Source organism: Rahnella selenatireducens (assembly GCF_046449555.1).
Taxonomy (GTDB): Bacteria; Pseudomonadota; Gammaproteobacteria; order Enterobacterales; family Enterobacteriaceae; genus Rahnella; species Rahnella selenatireducens.
Window position 1 is genome coordinate 172,441 of the sequence record NZ_JBKEZJ010000004.1, and the last position, 20,632, is coordinate 193,072.

Genomic DNA, 20,632 nt, shown 5'->3' on the forward strand with positions numbered 1-20,632 from the left:
AATATTATTTTGTCAGCAGGGATTATAACGGTGATCACAATAATGATATAGAGTGGTTATAACGTAATGTAATTGTCACGCAGGCATGATTTAATTATACCCGTCATACTTCAAGCTGCTTATGCGTTGGCTGCACCCGCTCACCCCAGTCACTTACTTGAGTAAGCTCCTGGGGATTCACGTCTTTGCCGCCTTCAAGCAACTTGAATTATTTTGGGTATATAGGTGCTTTTTTTACGCGATAATTGTTATCAAATATTTCTGTTTAAAACTGTATTACATTTACATTTGATGGTATTACAAACAATCTGCGCGTTAATTAATCTTTAATATACATTTTGTTTTTCATTTTTACATTTAAAAATAACAATGTCGAATTATTAAGCCGCATATATCTTTTTCTTATAGGGAACTTTCTGAATTTTCACTTTGTCACCCGTCTTACCTATGTTAATTATTTATACGCGGCGCAAGACCGCTCACACATCACATAAATAATAATGACAGGGTAATAATGAACAATTTAAAAGCGTCAATGTTAATTGGCGGTGTCGTGCTGTCGGCTTTATCGGCAAGTGCGCAGGCCGAGATTACTGTTTTAGATAAAAATCCTCAGAGTAATTCTTTGCTGGCACCGTTAAGTTTACAGGTGGGTGGTAGTATCCGTCCTGAGTGGATTTTCAATAACGGCGAAGAGCCCGGCTATTATAAAAATGGTCATGACGGCGGCACGCGTTTCCGTTTCCGTGGTGATTATAAACTGACGCAAGACACCTCCATCATCGCTTACTACGAGCTGGGTGTGGACATGGCGCACCTGCTGGGCATGGACGGACACTATGAAGAAGGTGCGCGCCGTGATACTCAGCGGCAGTTATATGCCGGGTTTAAAGACGACCGTTACGGCACATTAACTTACGGCCACCAGTACGGGATTTATTATTCCGTCGTCGGGATTAAAAGCGACGTCTGGGATAACGATGGTCACGCGGGCGGTACAGGTATTGGTATAAACGGCAACTACGACGGTGCTAATAAACCGAAGAACAGCATTAAATATACCAACGACTTTGGCCCTCTGACGTTATATGCAAACTATTTACTGCCGGAAGATGAAATTCAGGCGGGTGAAGGTCAGCATTATCGTCGTAATAATGGCGGCGGTTTAGGTTTCGATTATAAGCTGACCAAAGATTTAGTCTGGAGCGCAGCCTATAGCGTAACCGACGCGACGGTTAAAGATAATCAATACAATGAAAAAGATTATCACCAGCAGCTTTCGGGTACGGCGTTAACCTGGCAGCCGGGTAACTGGTATATCGTCGGAACCGGCAGTTATTACAAAGACTTTGTGCCAAGCACGCGCGCCAATCCGGTGGATCATTACTTTGCGGGCAGCGGCTACGGCGTTGAAGGTTTCGTCGGTTATACCTTTAACATCGACAAACCGTTCCTGAAATCTATTCAACCTTACGTCGCAGCCGATTCCCTGCAACTGAAAGGCGGCGAAGATTTCCATGCAAACCACACCTATTTTGGTGCCGGCACCACGATCGGTTACGGCCTGTCAGTGTATGTGGAACGTACACTGGCGCATTCTACCGACGGCGAACCGGATCAGACCTGGGTTACCGTGTTCTACGATTTCTAATGACCGATTGCCTCGTATTTCAATTGCCAGCGCCGAAATGCGCTGGCTTTTTTATGCCCTGAATCCCAGCGTTATGCCGCCAGCGGCCCTTCCTCTACAGCGATGTCATCATCGGTAAACGGAAGTTCCAATGCCAGATTCAGCACCTCTAATCGCTCACAAAGAATAAAGCCCAGCAAGTCTTTGGCCTGCGCGTTATCCAGCGTCACGATCGCATAAGCCAGTGCGCGGCATTGATCGACGATCTCTTCGAGTTCCAGCTGTGTATTGTCATAAAGGTCAGACATGGGCTGCCTCCTGTGCGGAGGTGTTGAGCAGAGCGGTAGTATAAAATTCCATTTTAATTCTCCAGCTGATAGTTGATTAACTACCTCCAGAGACGCTAATCCCGATGGTGGTAGCTCAAACAGCGTTAGCGTTCCGGCCAGTCTGGAATCCGGTGCCTCCTGAGAAGCCACTGCCTGAGCCACCATAATTTGGGTGAGTGCAGACCGTACCACATTTACTCTATTTTCATAGAGTTGATGGCACCAAACTGGGACAGAACGCTAATTCTGACTGCGGTTTTTGCCGCAGTGAGGAAAGACTACATCTTGGGGATTTATACAGTAAGAAGAATTTTTAGGCAGTTTTCATTCTTGCGAGATGTCTTGGAAAAGGGATGTAAATGAGATGAAATCCAAAGGCTCAAATGGCAATGAACCGTCTAATAATTGCTTCTGTCGTCGTTTGAATACATTGATCAACGATGAGAAAAGAGGTGAAAGAATTATTTAAATTACACTCAAATACGAAATACTTCTCCGCGATGCCAATGCACGAACTGCTCAAGTGGATAATCTTCTTTATTCCTTGGAAGTAAAATTGAGCGCCCTTCAAAATCCCAAAAAAGTTTATCAATTATCGGGCTACCATTCACTCCAGTAGAAATAAGCACTTTCATATTTTCATCAATTCCTATTACTCCCATGTCGAAGGCTGAGTGATGTAATGAACATAGAGCGAGTCCGTTAACCGTAATACATGGGCCTCCATATTGTTTCCATTTGATATGTGCAGCCTCTAAACCGACGGGAGTGCTGTCGTGTCGTAAATTATATCCACAAATTGCACATTGATAATTGTAGGCGCGCAAAATAGTTTGTCTAAAATGAGGGTCGCGTGTTTTGCTGATATCCTCAATAAATAAGTCTAAACGATTGGCGACTAATTCTTGAACGCTCTCGGGAAATTGCTCACGTAATATTTGCAAGGCCAATTTGTTAACCAATAATGGCTCTCGATGCAACAATTCAAAAGCATCTTCATCAAAACCTCCCATAACATCACGTTCAATAATTTCACGCTTTGGAGGTTCTTTGCTGCCTTTTTGGGGAGAACATAGATCGGCATTTTTTAACTCCCAGAAACCGTCTCCTTGTAAACGCCAAAAGGGCATAGTCGGGTAATGTTCTCGACGTTGTGGGCCAAAACTCTGAAGCAGATCTAACAATGGCCGATGAATTTCATTCCCGTAGTGAAATAATCTGTCATGCCCTTTTTTATATTCTGATAAAACATAGAGAAGTAACAAAGGCTTATGCGGTGCTCGTTGATCGCCTTTGCGCCAAACAGTCAAATTAGAGATTGCAGTTTGCAGCGTTTTACTGTTGAGCATGTAACTGTTCTCTCTAACAATTTCATTCATTGCGCACATGCTCGCAAAATCCAGCGACCAGAACAAGTGGCTCTTTCATGCCTAAATCCATCATTTCTCGTATTTATTTATCCTTTTTTGTGTTCAAACCATCCAAAATCCAAATGCATCAGTTGTAAGCAATCAAGATCGTCTTATACTTTCAACCTATTGATTCAACTAACAGGTATCAGTAGATGGCAGACGAGGACATATGTGTTGTGCTTACGGAGAATGATGTTTCTCAATGGGACGATGAAACGGGCAGGGTTTATCATTTTCCAAAGCAATATCAAAAATCTATAAGCCCTGGGATGCGGTTTGTTTATTACAAAGGGAAATTGAAATCAGAGAACAAGCAGTATTCCTCCCTGCGTTTATCTGATTCCCCGCATTACTTTGGTATTGGACGGATCAGCAAAATAGAGCCTGATGATGCAGGTAACCTGAACGCTATCCTGACAGATTTCCAAAAATTTGAGCACGCGGTTCTGGCAAAAAAGGATGATGGTTATTACGAGGAAATTCCTGACAGTAAGAAATCTAACTATTGGCGTTCAAGTGTCCGCCCTATATCAGCAGAAATATTCGCAGATATTGCTGTCGCTGCCGCATTAACAGAACCACGCCACATCATCGGTGATATCAAAAACGAAGATGTTTATATTGAAGATGAAACTGACGAAGAGTCTCTGATTTCTTATCAGGAAGGGAAAAAGACTTCCAAGTTTGTCACGACTTATGAAAGAGACCAGAAGCTAAAAAAACTGGCTAAAGCACTTCACGGTACAACCTGCTTTGCCTGCGGTTTCAATTTCGGTGAGTTCTACGGTGAATATGCTAAGGATTTTATCCATATTCATCACGTAGTACCGGTATCCGAATTTGGCGGCTCAAAGAATGTCGATCCAAAAAAAGATCTTGTGCCGGTTTGCGCTAACTGTCATGGGATCATTCATCGTAAAAAAGACCGAACGCTGTCTATTGATGAATTAAAAGCTATGATCGCCGCGAGCAAAAAAACGCCCTAACAAGGGCGTTTCTCCTCAGCGCATTATTCCCCCCTAAAACATCGCCCCCATCTCGAGCTGTCCCATCAGCAACGCATTGTCACTGTAGTCCACCGGGACGGCGACGACGGCGGGGCCTTGTACGTCCATCGCGGCTCGGAGGGTGCTTTCCAGGGTTTCGGCGGAGGTGACGGCGAAACCTTTCGCGCCGAACGCGTCGGCGTAGGCTTTGAAATCAATCGGGCCGAACTGGATGCCGGAGGTGCGCTGGTATTTTTTCTCCTCCTGGATGGCGACCATGTTGTACGCCTCATCCACCCAGATGATGTGCAGCAAATTCACGCCCAGCCGGACGGCGGTTTCCAGTTCCATGCTCGATTGCATAAAGCCGCCGTCGCCGGAAACGGACACCACTTTGCGGCCGGGATCGACCAGCGCCGCGCCAATCGCCCACGGCAGCGCGACGCCCATGGTTTGCTGGCCGTTGGAGATCAGCACCTGACGCGCGCGGAAGCTGTAAAGGTAACGGGCGATCCAGATGTGGAAACTGCCCATATCGACGCATAACGTGACGTCGCTGTTGACGATGTCCTGCATCGCGCGCACCAGCCGCAGCGGGTGGATGGCGAACTGGTTCAGGCTCCGGCCTTTTTGATCCAGCAGCTCGCGTTGCTGGCGGCGGTCTTCAAGAATCGCGATGGACGAGGTGCTCAGCACGAAATGCTGCTGGATTTGTTCGGTCAGCAGGTCGAGCGTATCGGCGATGTCACCTACGAGTTCGACATCCGGCAGATATTCGCTGTCTGTTTCGGCGGGCATCACGTCGATATGCACCAGTTCGGCATTCTCATTATTCCACTGCGCGGGTTCGTACTCGACCGGGCTGTAGCCGATGGTGATCACTAAATCGGCATTGCGCAGCAGGCGGTCACCGGCCTGATTATTGAATAGCCCCACGCGCCCGGCGAACCGGTGGAATGACGCCTGATCGATAACGCCGGCGGCCTGATAAGTACTGGTGACCGGCAAATCGCTTTTATGCAGCAGACGGCGGATGGCCGCCGCATTACGCGGCTGGCTGGCCATCAGACCGAGCAGCAGAACCGGGTTTTTAGCCTGTTTTAACAGACGCGCGACCTGCAAAATGGCGTCGTGCGGCGCGCTGCCCAGAACGGGCGGTTGTGATGTCAGCAGTTTGCCGCTGGCGGGTTCGTTGACGATGTCCATCGGCAGGCTGATGAACGCCGCACCCGGACGCCCGAATTCGGCAGCGCGAAAGCCGTTTGCCATCACTTCGGCCAGCGCGGAAGAGGAGGTCACTTCCGCAGAATATTTGGTTACCGGGCGGAACATCGCGACGGTATCCATCGTCTGGTGAACCTGTTTTACGTGGTCGGCACGTTTTACCGCGCCGCCGAGTGCGACCAGCGGATCGCCTTCAGATGTCGCCGTGGCGACGCCGGTGATGAGGTTCGAGCAGCCGGGACCAGACGTCACCAGCGCTACGCCCGCTTTGCCGGTCAGACGGCCAACGGCACCGGCCATAAAGGCGGCGTTGGCTTCATGGCGGACCGGGATGGTGATGATGGAGGAGTCGATCAGCGAATCGAAAACGCGGTCGATTTTTGCGCCGGGAATGCCGAATACGTGTTTTACGCCCTGCGCTTCAAGCTGAGCGACCACCAGATCTGCGCCGCATTTCCATTCGATTTTAGGGTCTGATTTTTTCATGGTGTTTTCCTTTTACCTGCGGGCTGTTAACTCTCAACGGACTGAATTGCATCGTTTAAATCATCGGGATTTAAGTCGGCATGCAGGAAATCGCTGTCCTGCGGGAAGTCGATCAGCAGCTTTTCAACGGTGCCGAACGTCAGCACGCCGCTTTCAACCAGATAATCCAGAACGTGGCCGCCGCTGCTACGTTCCTGATTAATAAAGTGTTCGTGATAGCCCGCCACATTGATGCCCTGCATATACGCCGGGGTCAGAAAACCAATCAGCACGCCCTGGCTATGCTCGATATGAAAGGTTGGCTGAGCCTCGATGGCTTCCAGCATCGGTTTATACGGGCGCTTTTGTTCCGGCACGGTGCGCGTCTCCACGCGGCTGAATTCACCGTCGATGCGCAGCGCACAGAAGGTGTTCTGGCTGGCCACGGCGCGGTCGATCACCTGATGGATCTGCTCGCGGGTATGTGGTTTTTCAATCAGGTATTCATTCGTAGGATTAAAGAATGTCATCACCGCAAACGGCGTTTTTTGTTCGGGCAGGGCGCGCCGTGCGCTGCCGTCGCCGCGCAACTGGAAAATATTGCTGTTAAAAGCAATCAGTTCTCCGTCGAGATGGTTAAAGGTGCCGAGGCCAAAATCGCCGTGTTCCAGCAGGTCGGCCATGGTGGTTTCGCCTTCGTAGACGCCGCTGAGCAGGGCGCTCATCAGGGATGACTGGTATAAAACGCGGTCGGGATGTCGCTGGTTAAACGCCGAGGCAGTGCGGGAAAATTCGGCGACGCAGGAACAGGGATCAGAATGGGTTTTCATGCAGGAAGCTCCGGTCGAATGATTAATTTATCTGATTAAAGGTTGACTCGATTCAGCCCGAAGTTCCAATATGACGAGGTGTTCACTTTGAGACGTTTTTGATATGGAACTTCGTCATCTGCGCTATTTTGTCGCGGTCGCTGAGACGGGCCACTTCACCCGTGCTGCTGAACAACTGGGCATTTCCCAGCCTCCTCTGAGCCAGCAAATCCAGCGGCTTGAACATGAAATCGGAACCCCTTTACTCAAGCGTCTGACCCGTGGCGTCGAGCTGACCGAAGCCGGAAAAGTGCTCTACGACGACGCCCTGACCATCATTAAACTCACCGATGCTGCCTTTGAAAGAACCCGTGCCGTAGCGCGCGGAATCAACGGGACATTGCGTATCGGCTTCGCCACATCGACGGCATTTAACCCGCAGGTTTTTGCGCTGCTGCACCGCTTTCGGGATAAATATCCGGGCATCGTGCTGGAGCCGCAGGAAAAGGATATGGCGGGTCTGATGACTGCAATGGCCGAGGGGGCGCTGGACGCGGCGTTTATCCGCCTGCCTTGCGAGCGCAGCAAAGACTTCAGTTTTAAAGTGCTGGATATCGAAGAAATGATGGTGGCGCTGCCGAAAAAGCATCCGCTCAGCCAGGAGAAAGAGGTGCGTCTGGCGGCGCTGCGCCACGATACGCTGATCACTTTTCCGCGGGATTTATCGCCGGGGTTGTACGACGCGGTGACGCAGGCGTGTGAAGAGGTCGGTTTTACGCCGCGCTACGGGCAGCAATGTCCGCAAATTACGTCGGCGCTGAGCATGGTGGCAACAGGGTTTGGTTATGCGCTGGTGCCGGCGTCGCTCAGTAAGATTGATGAGACTAACGTACGATGTCTGCCCCTGGCAGGGCAGACATTAACCACGCAGATAGCGCTGGCCTGGCGACGTACGGATAACTGCAAGGCCGCGCTGCATCTGGTGGGATTACTTTAAATTACACCACGATAATCACAGAAACCCGGCGGTTCTGCGCACGCCCGGCCTGCGTTTTATTGCTGGCAACCGGCTGGCTCTGGCCTAATCCACGGGTATGGATATTGGCGCGCGGCATTCCGGCGTCGGCAAAGGCAGCGGCAACGGTATTGGCGCGGCGCAGCGACAGGTCATTGTTGTAACTGGCATCGCCGTAGTTATCGGTATGGCCGTCGAGATTTACTTTATTCAGGCCGACGTGCAGAAGTTCGCTCGCCAGTTTTTCCACCGACTGCTTACTTTCTGCGGAAAGTTTGTCCTGATTATTGCCAAACAGAACTTTGGCATCCAGGCCCAGTTCCCAACCGGCATCCGTTTGGGTGAAGCCATTTTTTTGCAGAACCGCGATTTGTTCCGGGGTGAGTCCGGTCACCGGTTTGGCCTGACAGGCCGCCAGGAAAATAATGCAAAGTGCCATTCCGGCATACTGGCACCAGGTTTTGAAACGATTGTTATTATGCATGTGTGTTAACTCCTTTTAGTCTTTCATCACGACAGGAAGCGGCATTCCAGAAGAAACATGCCAGCAACTGCCGGATATCTTTTTCGAGCGATACATCGCTTCGTCGGCTTTTTCGAGCAGTTCTTTCGCGCTGTTCGCCTGCGAAGGCGACAACGCAATACCGATACTCAGGGAAACATCCAGTGTCTTGTTATTGAGCAGGATCACCGGTGTTTTCATGATGTCGACAATCCGCTCGGCGAAGGCCACGGCTTCCGCCGTGGAAATCATCGGATCGAGCAGGATAGCAAACTCATCGCCCCCCAGACGCGCCAGCACATCGCCCTGACGCAGCGTTTTTGCCAGCCGTTCGCCGATCACCATCAGCACACGGTCCCCGGCGGCATGCCCCAGCGTGTCATTGATCTCTTTAAAGTTATCGACATCAATAAACAGCAGGGCCAGCGACAGAGGCGGACGCATCGGGTTGAAGCACTGATTTAGGGTATCAATAAAGAACGCGCGATTATGCAGACCCGTCAATCCATCGTGCAACGCTTTTTGTGTCAGCGAACTGTTTTCGTTGCGCATGTGGTTTTCCCAGGCTTCCAGCTCGGTCAGCAGGCTGTTGAAGTCCTGGCTCAGCGTATGCAGCTCGACAATCGGGGCGGAAGGCACGCGCAGATTGAAAGAGCGGTTAGCGCTCACTTCGTGCGTAACGTGCGTTATGTGGCCGAGCGCATCGACAATCCCTTTTTGCATCCGGCGCGAAAAATACAGCGCGACCAGCGCCGTCAGCACGAGACAACCCATCAGGCTCAGCACGGTTTCCAGCAGGAAACCAATCAGGCTGGTGCCGTTACCGGCCAGCCAGATTGTGCCGATGACGGAACCGGAGTGGATCACCTGCGTGGTAATCGGCTCCGGGAACGCCAAATGTCCGACAAACTGGCCGAGCTTGTCCCAGTTGCTGTTGATCGGGCGCTGCCACTCTGTGAATGTCGCACCGGCAGGCGTCAGGATTTTCGCCTGCGTGAAATCACCGCGTTTGGCGATGAACTCCAGCGAGTCGTGAGCGGCCGCCGGATCATTAAAGACCAGCGCCGCTTCCGTAGTGTAGCCAATCGCCCGCGCCGTCAGCTCAAGGTTGCTTTGGGCATGCGAACGCAAAGCGATTAGGGCCAGCAGGGTGAGTAAAAAGCCTGCCAGACCGATCGCCGTGACAATAACAATCACATGGATTCTGTTCAGTGCGGCGCTCAACGTCGTGCGCGGGCTCTGCTGTTCTGTGTCAGGAACAGGAATTTTATTTTCCATGGTCACTCCTTTTCCCTGGCAAGTTGTAATACGGCGGGATTAACCCGTACGCCGCTGCGGGACAGCGTATCCAGATTCAATTTAAAACCGGTGTGTTCTGCTGTAATCACCAGACAAAATGCGTTCAGTAATGCGCAGGCATCATCCTGTTCGCCAATGGTCAAAATCGAATGCCCTTCCAGGCGCTGGTGTAAGTCCGCCTGCTGACTGGCTGTCGTGCTGCCGGAATAAATGGCGTTGCATTCCGACGCCAGTAGCGGGCTGTCTATCGGAAGGGTTAAAACCTTGAGGGATCTGCCGGAAAATGCGCTGCCGTCCGGCGTTAATTGCGAGGCATATTTTACCGGTGGAATGATGCACAGCGTCAGCGCCGAAGAGGCGGTGCCGTCAGGCCAGCGCGAATAGCTGAGAATGCCGTTGACCGTCTGCGCGACGGCGGCGTTCGTGGCTGCGTCTCCGGTTTCTGCCACGCTGGGGGTGAGCGGAATAACCAGAAGCAATGTCAGCAGCGCAAAGCCAGTCACAGCCTTCAAAAAACGGCGGGAATGAGTCTTCACTGACAGGCAAAAAAGAGTTCGGGCTTTTCCCATTGAGTCGCTCAGCGTTTTCTTCCGGTTGAAATTATTTCTCCGGAATAAGAATAACTTTATCGGCATAACTTCTGAAAGCGTCAATAAGAAATTTTTCATCTTGTAACGCCCTGCGCGTTGTTTCGAATTTTTTACACAAGGCCGGAAAACGGCACATCCTGAAGCAGGGGTAATGATTTTGGTTTGAAAGTTGTTTGTTTTTTAGTCAGGTCGGGGCGACCTGAAACGGCGATAAATAATACACTTTGCTGGCAATTCAACCGTTATTTAAATAATAGTCACGGGGATAACAAAATATGACAAAAAATAAATGTTATCAGAATCACTATTTGATGAATTTAAATTGCAGGAAATGTTAATGATTTTGAATTTAAAGGAATATCAGGCGGAAATATTTAGTTATTCGTGATCATGATCTCAAAGCCAGGTTGTTCACCAGATTTTTATGCTGCTGATAGGTATCATACCCGCATTAATGGTATGTTTTATCCGTCAGGATGGTTTTTTCGATGACGGGTGCAGTAAAAAAACATCAACCATTCCTGGGGAAAACGGAATTATTTTTATAATTAGGTACTGAGGAATCATGGATAATACAACAATCGGGACGCTGTCTAAAAAATCGGTAAGTTCCTGGCGTAAAACTGACACCATGTGGATGTTAGGTCTCTACGGAACGGCAATTGGTGCAGGCGTTTTATTTCTTCCTATTAATGCAGGGATTGGCGGTTTAATTCCGTTAATCATCATGGCAATTCTTGCCTTCCCAATGACTTTCTTCGCTCACCGCGGATTAACACGATTTGTATTATCCGGTAAGAATGCGGGCGAAGATATTACGGAAGTTGTTGAAGAGCATTTCGGTATTTCAGCCGGTAAGTTAATTACCCTGCTTTATTTCTTTGCCATCTATCCCATTCTTTTAGTTTACAGCGTGGCCATTACCAATACGGTTGAGAGTTTTATTACTCACCAGATGCATATGAATGCGCCACCGCGTGCGTTGCTGTCATTAATCCTGATCCTCGGCTTAATGACGCTGGTACATTTCGGGCAGGATATGATCGTGAAAGCGATGAGCATTCTGGTCTTCCCGTTTGTTGCCGTGCTGATGGCGCTGGCGCTGTACCTTATTCCTAACTGGAATACGTCGGTATTTGAAAACGTGTCTCTGTCCGGTAACGGCGTAGGTCACGGCATGCTGATGACGCTGTGGCTGGTCATTCCGGTGATGGTGTTCTCCTTCAACCATTCCCCGATCATCTCTTCTTTTGCTGTCGCAAAACGTAAAGAGTATGGCGAAGACGCTGAGAAAAAATGTTCACGCATTCTGGCATTTAGCCACATCATGATGGTGCTGACGGTGATGTTTTTCGTCTTCAGCTGCGTCCTGAGCCTGTCTCCTGAAAACCTGATGGAAGCGAAAGCACAGAACGTTTCCATTCTGTCTTATTTAGCTAACCATTTCTCTAACCCGGTGATTGCTTATATCGCGCCATTTATTGCCTTTATTGCGATTACTAAATCTTTCCTCGGCCATTATCTGGGCGCACGTGAAGGTTTCAACGGTATGGTAATTAAATCCCTGCGCAGTAAAGGAAAATCAATTCCTCTGCCAGCGCTGAACCGTTATACCGGAATCTTCATGTTATTAACCACCTGGTTAGTCGCAACGCTGAACCCAAGTATTTTAGGCATGATTGAAACACTGGGCGGCCCGATTATTGCGATGCTGTTATTCCTGATGCCGATGTATGCCATTCGCAAAGTTCCCGCGATGAAAAAATACAGCGGTCATATCAGTAACGCATTCGTGGTTATTATGGGTCTGATTGCCATGTCTGCCATTGTATTTAGTCTGATGGGTTAATAAGTTAACAGTAATAATCGGTGAGCGGATGTTATTCCGCTCACTGCGTCTGTTTTATCCACCGTCATCTTTATTTATCCCTTTACCCTATTCAGACATGGAGTCCACCGTGATCAGCGTCTTCGATATTTTCAAAATTGGTATTGGTCCTTCCAGTTCGCATACTGTCGGCCCGATGAAAGCCGGGAAAATATTCACTGATGAACTTATCTCTTCAGGCCATATTGACCAGACAACGCGCGTCGTTGTGGATGTTTACGGATCGTTATCGTTGACCGGCAAAGGTCATCATACTGATTTGGCTATCATTATGGGGCTGGCCGGCAATATGCCGGATGACGTTGATATCGATGCGATCCCCGGTTTTATACACCAGGTGGAAACTTCCGGTCGTCTGATGCTGGGTAAAGGGGTGAAAGAAGTGGATTTCCCGGCCGGTTGCGGCATGAATTTCCATACCAGCAATCTGCCGTTGCATGAAAATGGCATGTCCATCAGCGCTTTTAATCGTGATGAGTTGCTGTATACCCGGACTTACTATTCTATTGGCGGCGGTTTTATTGTCGAAGCCAGCAAATTTGGCGTGCAGGACGAAAACCCTGTCTTGCGTCCGTACCCGTTCCGTTCGGCCAGCGATCTGCAAAAACATTGCACGGAAACCGGCCTTTCATTGTCAGCGCTGATGCTGAAAAACGAACTGGCGGGGCATACCCGTACAGAAATCAGCGATCACTTTGCGGCTATCTGGAACGTGATGAGCGAAGGGATCACCCGCGGTATTCATACGGAAGGGTTATTACCCGGTCCGATGAAAATCAACCGTCGCGCGGCGGCTTTGCGTCGTATTTTGGTCACGCAGGATAAAAATAACGTCGATCCGATGGGCGTCGTTGACTGGATCAACATGTACGCCATGGCGGTGAATGAAGAAAATGCCGCTGGTGGCCGCGTGGTGACTGCGCCGACCAACGGCGCGTGCGGAATTATTCCGGCCGTTCTGACGTACTACGATCAGTTTATCCGCCCGATCAGCCCCGATTCTTACAGCCGTTTCTTCCTCGCGTCCGGCGCAGTCGGCATTCTGTTCAAAATGAATGCGTCGATTTCCGGTGCTGAAGTCGGTTGTCAGGGCGAAGTCGGCGTGGCCTGTTCGATGGCGGCGGCGGGTCTGACTGAATTGCTGGGCGGAAGTACCGCGCAGGTCTTTATGGCGGCAGAAATCGCGATGGAACATCATCTCGGGCTGACTTGCGATCCGCTGGCCGGACAGGTTCAGGTGCCGTGCATTGAGCGAAATGCGATTTCAGCAGTGAAAGCCGTTAACGCCTCGCGCATGGCGTTGCGCCGCACCAGCGAACCGCGCGTTTGCCTCGATAAAGTCATCGAAACCATGTACGAAACCGGCAAAGACATGAACTCGAAGTACCGTGAAACGTCCACCGGCGGTCTGGCGATTAAAGTCTTAGCCTGTAACTAAATACCTGTCACCCTTCGCACTGCCTCTGCGTTGGCTTAAGGTATTTCCCGGCTTTACCTCATTTCTGAAAAGGCGGGAAACCGCCTTTCCCGCTCCCTTCGCGCATTTTCCCTGTGTTATGTTTTGGGTTATCTATACTTTTTCATTACTTCTACACACTTGGAAAACAGTTAAAAGGAAAAGCTCTGCATGTCTAAATTTTTTATGAATGACCGCAAGACTCTGATTAACGATGTGATCGAAGGGGTGATCCTGACCTCTCCCTACAAAAATCTGGCGAAGCTGGACGTTGATCCGGCAATCCGCGTGGTCGTGCGGCGCGACTGGGATAAGAAAAAAGTCGCGCTGATTTCCGGCGGCGGTTCCGGACATGAACCGGCACATGTCGGTTTTGTCGGTAAAGGGATGCTGACGGCGGCGGTGTGCGGAGAAGTGTTTGCTTCCCCGAGCGTTGATGCGGTACTCAACGCCATTGTTGCGGTGACCGGAAAATCGGGCTGCCTGCTGATCGTCAAAAACTACACCGGCGACCGTCTCAACTTTGGCCTTGCGGCAGAAAAAGCCAAAGGCATGGGATACAACGTCGAACTGGTGATGGTGTCTGATGACATTTCCCTGCCGGATAACAAACAGCCGCGCGGCATCGCGGGCACGGCGCTGGTCCACAAGATTGCTGGTTATGCGGCCGAGCAGGGAAAATCTCTGAAAGAAGTGACCAAAATTGCCCAACAGGCCATTGATGCGACGGCCAGTATCGGCGTGGCTGCCGCCGGCTGTAACCTGCCCGGCGGCGGGGAAGATGAAGAAGAACAGCGCATCGAGTCCGGTCACGTTGAGTTGGGTTTGGGCATTCACGGCGAACCGGGCGTGTCGACCATGAAAACCCAGAACAGCAAAAAAGTGATTGATACGCTGGTCGGAAAACTTCAGGAACATGTGAAGAAAAGCGACAAACTGGCGGTGCTGGTCAACAACCTCGGTGGCGTTTCGCCGCTGGAGATGAATCAGCTGACCAAAGAGTTGGTGCATTCTGCACTCGGTGGTTCAATCCGCTATCTGATTGGCCCGGCGTCGCTGGTCAGCGCGCTGGATATGAAAGGTTTCTCGCTCTCGGTGATTGCGCTGAAAGGCGGCATCGAAGAAGCATTGCTGGCAGAGGTTGAAGCATCCGGCTGGCAGCCGCTGGTGAAACTGGAAAAGCTGGCGACTAAAAAAGGCAAGAAAATCAGCGAGAAGAAAGTCGCGAAAGCCTCATCTAACGCGGTGGTCGGCAAAATTGTCGAAACCATCACGCAGACGCTTTCTGATCTCGAAGATGAACTGAACAAGCTGGATGCCAAAGTGGGTGATGGCGATACCGGTTCAACGTTTGCCAGCGGTGCGCGGGATATTCAGAAGCAGAACAAAGGCAAAAAACTTCCGCTGAACAATGTGGCCGATCTTCTCGGCGTCGTCGGCGATCGTCTGGCCGTCGTGATGGGCGGATCCAGCGGTGTACTGATGTCGATCTTCTTCACGGCGGCGGGCAAAAAAGTGGCGGAAGGCGACAAATTGCCAAAAGCGCTGCTGTTTGGCCTGGAGCGGATGAAACATTATGGCGGCGCTGATCTTGGCGATCGCACCATGATCGACGCGCTGCAACCTGCGCTGGAAGCATTAGGCAAAAAAGATGCGCTGAAGGGCGCCGCCAAAGCCGCTGCCAAGGGCGCAAAAGACACCGCCAGCATGAAGAAAGCCAATGCCGGTCGCTCTTCATATCTCAGCAGCAACAGCCTGAAAGGCGTGAAAGATCCGGGTGCGGTCGCCGTCGAAAAAGTGTTCGAGGCACTGGCGAAGAAATAACGTTGTCATTGCGTTGAGAAGTCATAAAAACGAAAGGCCTGCGGGGAAACCGGCAGGCCTTTTTTTGTTCACAAAACAAAAACTGATCTAAATCAAATTTGAGTGATTTGACCGCCCGTCGAAATTGTAGCCCCCGTATAATTTGCGGCCAATTATTTGCCGTCGAACGAAGAACCTTCTATGCCAATCAGCCTGATCCAACCCGATCGCACATTGTTTTCTTACCCGCGCTACTGGGCCGAATGTTACGGCACAGCGCCGTTTTTCCCGATGACCCGGGCGGAAATGGATGAACTTGGCTGGGACAGTTGCGATGTGATCGTGGTGACCGGCGATGCGTATGTCGATCACCCGAGTTTCGGGATGGCGATCATCGGCCGCATGCTGGAAGCGCAGGGGTTCCGCGTGGGGATCATCGCGCAGCCGGACTGGACTAATAAAGACGATTTTATGCGGCTCGGGAAGCCGAATCTGTTTTACGGCGTAACCGCCGGAAATATGGATTCAATGATCAACCGTTATACCGCTGACCGGAAATTGCGCCACGACGATGCATACACACCGGGCAATGTTGGCGGCAAACGCCCCGACCGCGCGACGCTGGTGTACACGCAGCGCTGCAAAGAAGCCTACAGCGACGTGCCGGTTGTCCTCGGTGGCATCGAAGCCAGTTTACGACGTATCGCGCATTACGATTACTGGTCCGATACCGTGCGCCGTTCGGTGCTGGTGGATTCCAAAGCTGACATGCTGATTTACGGCAACGGCGAGCGACCTCTGGTGGAAGTGGCGCACCGGCTGGCGGCGGGGGAGTCGATTGCAGATATTCACGATGTACGTAATACCGCCGTGATGCGCAAAACCGCGCTGATTGGCTGGAGTGGAGTGGACTCCACGCGGCTCGATAAACCCGGTAAAATTCAACCGATCATGAATCCGTATGGCGAGGATTTGCCGTGCTCAGAAGGGGAACTCCCTGCGCCGGATGCACCGCAGCCGATTACCGTTCGTGCGCCAAAACCGAAGCCGTGGGAGAAAACCTACGTTCTGTTGCCGTCGTTCGAAAAAGTGAAGGGCGACAAAGTGTTGTACGCCCATACCTCGCGTATTTTGCACCACGAAACCAATCCGGGTTGTGCGCGGGCGCTGATGCAAAAACACGGCGATCGCTATGTGTGGATTAATCCTCCGGCGATCCCGCTGTCCACGGAAGAAATGGACGAAGTGTTTGGCCTGCCGTTCCAGCGTGTTCCACATCCGTCATACGGCAAATCCACGATCCCGGCGTATGACATGATCCGTTTTTCGATCAACATCATGCGTGGTTGCTACGGCGGTTGCGCATTTTGTTCGATCACCGAACATGAAGGGCGGATCATTCAGAGCCGTTCGGAAGAGTCGATTGTCCGCGAAATCGAAGAGATCCGCGACAGCGTGCCCGGCTTTACCGGCGTGATTTCCGATCTTGGTGGCCCGACCGCCAACATGTATATGCTGCGCTGCCAGTCGCCAAAAGCGGAGCAAAGCTGCCGCCGCGCCTCCTGCGTGTATCCTGAGATCTGTACGCACATGGACACCAACCATGAGCCGACCATCAATCTTTATCGCCGCACCCGCAGCCTGAAAGGCATCAAGAAAATCCTGATCGCCTCCGGCGTGCGTTACGATCTGGCGGTGGAAGATCCGCGTTATATCAAGGAACTGGCCGAACATCACGTCGGCGGCTATCTAAAAATTGCGCCGGAACACACCGAAACCGGACCGTTGTCGAAAATGATGAAACCGGGAATGGGCAGCTATTACCGGTTCAAAGAGCTGTTCGACAGCTATTCCAAACAGGCCGGAAAAGAGCAGTATCTGATCCCGTATTTCATCTCCGCCCATCCGGGGACGCGCACGGAAGATATGATCAATCTGGCGCTGTGGCTGAAGAAGAACCGTTTCCGGCTGGATCAGGTGCAGAACTTTTATCCGTCACCGCTCGCCAGCGCGACCACCATGTATTACAGCGGTAAAAACCCGCTCGGCAAAGTGGATTACAAAAGTGAGGACGTGGTGGTGCCGAAAGGCGATCGTCAGCGTCGTTTGCATAAAGCATTGCTGCGCTACCACGATCCGGTGAACTGGCCGGTGATCCGCGAAGCGCTGACGGCGATGGGTATGCGTCGCCTGATCGGTATCCGCCCGGATTGCCTGGTGCCTCCGGACGGCTTTGATCCGAAATTTACGCCATCACGGTCCGGGAAAGACAAACCGGCCGCGACGCGTTTCACCGGATCGAAAGCGCAGAATCCGGCAACCGGAAAAAGCAAATCTACCGAATTCCGTGCAGGAAAAAAACCGGCGGCGGCCAGACCGGCTCAGGGTAAAAACGGTCAGTCTGCCGCGCAGGGAAAAAGCGGGGAACAGCGGGTTAATCGAGGTAAAAGACCGGCTTAAGATCGCTGCTGACCGGGCTGTTATCGGCATTGGCAGGCATCACGTCTGCCATATGCTTCCACCATTGCTGGCAGATTTCTGTCTTCGCCACGGCGTTCCATCTTTCTTCTGATTCAATCTCCACATACCCGAACAGCAGGTTGCGTTTTTCATCGAGAAAAATGCTGTAGTGGTGCGCGCCGTGCGCTTTCAGGGTCTCCGCCAGTTCCGGCCAGATAGGCGAATGCCGCCGCTGATATTCCGCATGCGCATTCGGGTTGACCTGCATAACGAAGGATTTACGGATCATGTCTGCTCCAGGGAGATTCTTGTAGGTGGAGGGGAAGCTCCTCCCCCTGCGAAGGGGGAGGACGGGAGGGGGTTTTAAGGGCAAAAACCGGGTCTAAGCACGCTTCAACTCATTGATTTTTATTTGATACCCCACCCAACCCTCCCCTTCGCAGGGGAGGGAGCTGACCGAGATTTTTTTGTGTTTCGTTTTTCTCCGCCCCTCTCAGGGGGAGGAGCAAGGTCACATCGCTTTCAGATACAGTTCGCGCACTTCTTCGCGCGTTGCGGTTCTTGGATTGCACGGCGCGCAAGGGTCAGCCAGCGCTTTGTCGAGCCAGCCTTCGATGTCGGCTTCGACTATGCCTAATGCTTTAAATCCTGATGGAATTCCCACTCTCGCCGACAAATCACGGATCGCTTTAATCGCCGCAATGCTGGCCTGCGTTTCGCTGATGCCCTGGGTATTCACGCCCATGGCGCGTGCGATATCGGCAAAACGGTGCGGGGCGGAGGCACGGTTAAATTCTTCCACGACCGGCAGCAGAATGGCATTACACACGCCGTGCGGCAGATTGTGCGTCGCACCCGGTTGATGCGCCAGCGCATGCACTAATCCCAGCCCGGCGCTGTTAAACGCCATTCCGGCCAGATATTGTCCCTGCGCCATTTTTTCACGCGCTTCCATATTATCGCCATGATCCACCGCTTCTGGCAGCCATCGGGTGATGGTTGAGATCGCCGCCAGCGCCGTCGGATCGGTCAGCGGATGCGCGCCGACAGAAACATAGGCTTCGATGGCGTGCGTCAGGGCGTCCATACCGGTGGCCGCAGTGACGTCTGCGGGGATCTTCAGCATAATCGAGGGGTCGTCCACCGCGATATCCGGGATCAGATTCGCATCGATGATGACTTCTTTCACCTGACGCTGGCTGTCGATGATCACCGCATTACTGGTGAGTTCCGCAGCGGTACCGGCCGTGGTGTTAACCGCCACCAGAAATACGCCCGGTTTCGTCACTTTGCCGAAGCCGGAATAAATCGTCACCGGCCCCGGATTGGCTGTCAGAATTTTGATGCCTTTTGCGGTATCAATCGGGCTGCCACCGCCGAAACCAATCAGGTAATCGCAATGATTTTCCTGATACTGACGGAAACCTTCGTCGACGTGTGCGGAAGTCGGATTAGGCACCACGCCGCCGTATAACGCATACGGCAGTCCTGCGGTTTTCAGTGCGGAGAACAGGCCATCGAGGAGACCTAACTCGACCAGCTGACCGTCGGTGACGATCAATGCTTTGCCCGGTTGTTTTGTCGCCAGCATCGCAACCATATCGCTGATCGCGCCCTGGCCGTGGAGGCTGATTTTAGGTAATGCCAACATAAAGCTCATATAAAATCCCTCTCATTTTCCCGTCGTACCCCGGGCTGCAGATGCGTTGGCTGCACTTAAGGATCCGAATCACTGACTCCTGTCAGCTCATCGGGATCCTGGCGTTGGCCGCCTTCCTGCAACCCGGATTACTCAGGGAAAGGTTAATTGATTCGTGTCCTGCGATGTTCGTTTGCGGTCATCGCCGGTCCCGGCGACAGGAAACTTTCCGTCGTTCCTGTGCCGGGTTTTTAATAAGTTGCAGCCTTAATGGCCGGTTCAGGCCTTTAAAGCGGCCTCAAAAGGTGTGACGTCAAAACGTTTAGCCAGCGCAATCAGCTCGTCGGTTTGGATCGTCTGTTTCATGCCACCCATCGAAATCACTTTCACCAGTATTTCCGCTGATTTTTCAGCGGTGTCGATCAGACCAAAGGCGTCATCAAGTGTCGGACCGCAGCCGAAGATCCCGTGGAATGCCCACAACACCAGGCTGTGATGTTGCATCCGGTCGGAAGTGGCTGCGCCAATGCCGTCGGTGCCCGGCACCATCCACGGCACAATGCCCACGCCGTCCGGGAAGACCACCAGACATTCGGTGCTGCATTCCCACAGCTTGCGGGTGATTTTCGCGCTGTCGAGTTCGAGCACGTAGGTGAGTGCAATCAGGTTGGTGGCGTGGCAGTGCATGATCACGCGATCCTGTCCGTGAGTGACGCGTTTACGCACGGCGTGAGATTGCAGATGCGACGCGAGTTCAGACGTTGGCAGGCCGCCCGCGGTCAGGCCCCAGAGGATTTTGTAGCTGGCGCCTTTGTCATCGAGCTGAATGACGGTCAGCGCTTCGGCAGGGGCGAGCTGCACGTTGCGGAAGAATTTGCCGGAGCCGGTCACAATGAAATATTCGTTAGCCAGATCCGGCGCGTGCTGGGTCAGTTCAACCTGACGCGGCTGAGCATAAAAATCATTTTTGTACGGTGCCACATCTTCCGGCAGCAGACGCATACTGACGTTGCCGCCGTTGCGCTCATCCCAGCCTTTCAGCCACATATCGGTGGTCGCTTTGACCATGCCCTGTACAAACCACGCGCTAAATAATGTTTTCATCAGTTCTTTCCTGCGAATAAG

General features: G+C 51.8%; 17 protein-coding genes. 7 read left to right on the forward strand and 10 right to left on the reverse strand.

The window, feature by feature from the left end:
- Window positions 1-514: 514 nt before the first annotated feature.
- The gene (locus ACLBVC_RS08575) at window positions 515-1,651 is read left to right on the forward strand and encodes a porin (protein WP_410149256.1); all 1,137 of its coding nucleotides are present in this window, start codon (window positions 515-517) and stop codon (window positions 1,649-1,651) included.
- Window positions 1,652-1,722: 71 nt separating this feature from the next.
- Here the strand turns inward: ACLBVC_RS08575 and ACLBVC_RS08580 are convergent, their stop codons facing one another.
- Window positions 1,723-1,938 carry a hypothetical protein gene (locus ACLBVC_RS08580; RefSeq protein ID WP_410149257.1) on the reverse strand — a complete coding sequence of 72 codons (216 nt, stop codon included), beginning with the start codon at window positions 1,936-1,938 and terminating at the stop codon, window positions 1,723-1,725.
- A 497-nt stretch (window positions 1,939-2,435) separates the two neighbouring features.
- A complete protein-coding gene (locus tag ACLBVC_RS08585) occupies window positions 2,436-3,308 on the reverse strand; it encodes a phosphorothioated DNA-binding restriction endonuclease (RefSeq protein WP_410149430.1) in 873 nt (290 codons plus the stop codon).
- Window positions 3,309-3,523: 215 nt separating this feature from the next.
- Here ACLBVC_RS08585 and ACLBVC_RS08590 point away from each other — a divergent pair, with 215 nt between their 5' ends.
- Window positions 3,524-4,357 (forward strand): HNH endonuclease, encoded by an 834-nt coding sequence (locus ACLBVC_RS08590; protein ID WP_410149258.1) that lies wholly within the window; start codon window positions 3,524-3,526, stop codon window positions 4,355-4,357.
- A 33-nt stretch (window positions 4,358-4,390) separates the two neighbouring features.
- On the opposite strand, the gene alsS is transcribed toward ACLBVC_RS08590, so the two are convergent.
- On the reverse strand, window positions 4,391-6,067 hold the full coding sequence (alsS, locus tag ACLBVC_RS08595; RefSeq protein WP_410149259.1) for an acetolactate synthase AlsS: 1,677 nt from the start codon (window positions 6,065-6,067) through the stop codon (window positions 4,391-4,393).
- A 26-nt stretch (window positions 6,068-6,093) separates the two neighbouring features.
- Entirely contained in the window at window positions 6,094-6,876 is a 783-nt protein-coding gene (gene budA / locus ACLBVC_RS08600; protein ID WP_410149260.1) for an acetolactate decarboxylase, read from the reverse strand.
- A 103-nt stretch (window positions 6,877-6,979) separates the two neighbouring features.
- Between budA and ACLBVC_RS08605 the strand changes: the two genes are divergently transcribed.
- Entirely contained in the window at window positions 6,980-7,852 is an 873-nt protein-coding gene (locus tag ACLBVC_RS08605; protein ID WP_410149261.1) for a LysR family transcriptional regulator, read from the forward strand.
- A 1-nt stretch (window position 7,853) separates the two neighbouring features.
- On the opposite strand, the gene ACLBVC_RS08610 is transcribed toward ACLBVC_RS08605, so the two are convergent.
- From ACLBVC_RS08610 to ACLBVC_RS08620, 3 genes are read right to left on the reverse strand one after another with little or no spacing between them, the layout of a single operon-like run.
- The gene (locus ACLBVC_RS08610; protein WP_410149262.1) at window positions 7,854-8,354 is read right to left on the reverse strand and encodes an OmpA family protein; all 501 of its coding nucleotides are present in this window, start codon (window positions 8,352-8,354) and stop codon (window positions 7,854-7,856) included.
- Window positions 8,355-8,369: 15 nt separating this feature from the next.
- Window positions 8,370-9,650 (reverse strand): diguanylate cyclase domain-containing protein, encoded by a 1,281-nt coding sequence (locus ACLBVC_RS08615; RefSeq protein WP_410149263.1) that lies wholly within the window; start codon window positions 9,648-9,650, stop codon window positions 8,370-8,372.
- A 2-nt stretch (window positions 9,651-9,652) separates the two neighbouring features.
- A complete protein-coding gene (locus tag ACLBVC_RS08620; protein ID WP_410149431.1) occupies window positions 9,653-10,174 on the reverse strand; it encodes a YfiR family protein in 522 nt (173 codons plus the stop codon).
- Window positions 10,175-10,826: 652 nt separating this feature from the next.
- On the opposite strand from ACLBVC_RS08620, the gene ACLBVC_RS08625 reads away from it, so the two are divergent.
- The 4 genes from ACLBVC_RS08625 to ACLBVC_RS08640 all read left to right on the forward strand — a co-directional run bounded on the left by ACLBVC_RS08625 (window position 10,827) and on the right by ACLBVC_RS08640 (window position 17,868).
- Entirely contained in the window at window positions 10,827-12,110 is a 1,284-nt protein-coding gene (locus ACLBVC_RS08625; RefSeq protein ID WP_410149264.1) for an HAAAP family serine/threonine permease, read from the forward strand.
- A gap of 109 nt (window positions 12,111-12,219) precedes the next feature.
- The gene (locus tag ACLBVC_RS08630; RefSeq protein ID WP_410149265.1) at window positions 12,220-13,587 is read left to right on the forward strand and encodes an L-serine ammonia-lyase; all 1,368 of its coding nucleotides are present in this window, start codon (window positions 12,220-12,222) and stop codon (window positions 13,585-13,587) included.
- 189 nt (window positions 13,588-13,776) lie between these two features.
- Window positions 13,777-15,429: a dihydroxyacetone kinase subunit DhaK gene (locus ACLBVC_RS08635; protein ID WP_410149266.1), complete on the forward strand. Its 1,653-nt coding sequence runs from the start codon at window positions 13,777-13,779 to the stop codon at window positions 15,427-15,429.
- A 180-nt stretch (window positions 15,430-15,609) separates the two neighbouring features.
- Window positions 15,610-17,868: a YgiQ family radical SAM protein gene (locus ACLBVC_RS08640; protein ID WP_410149267.1), complete on the forward strand. Its 2,259-nt coding sequence runs from the start codon at window positions 15,610-15,612 to the stop codon at window positions 17,866-17,868.
- Here the strand turns inward: ACLBVC_RS08640 and rhaM are convergent.
- The 3 genes from rhaM to rhaD form a co-directional block, all read right to left on the reverse strand.
- Entirely contained in the window at window positions 17,843-18,157 is a 315-nt protein-coding gene (gene rhaM / locus ACLBVC_RS08645) for an L-rhamnose mutarotase (protein WP_410149268.1), read from the reverse strand. The two genes, ACLBVC_RS08640 and rhaM, sit on opposite strands and share 26 nt — an antisense overlap.
- Before the next feature lie 222 nt (window positions 18,158-18,379).
- Window positions 18,380-19,528: a lactaldehyde reductase gene (gene fucO, locus ACLBVC_RS08650; RefSeq protein ID WP_410149269.1), complete on the reverse strand. Its 1,149-nt coding sequence runs from the start codon at window positions 19,526-19,528 to the stop codon at window positions 18,380-18,382.
- A 258-nt stretch (window positions 19,529-19,786) separates the two neighbouring features.
- The gene (gene rhaD / locus ACLBVC_RS08655) at window positions 19,787-20,611 is read right to left on the reverse strand and encodes a rhamnulose-1-phosphate aldolase (RefSeq protein ID WP_104923434.1); all 825 of its coding nucleotides are present in this window, start codon (window positions 20,609-20,611) and stop codon (window positions 19,787-19,789) included.
- Between the last annotated feature and the right edge of the window lie 21 nt (window positions 20,612-20,632).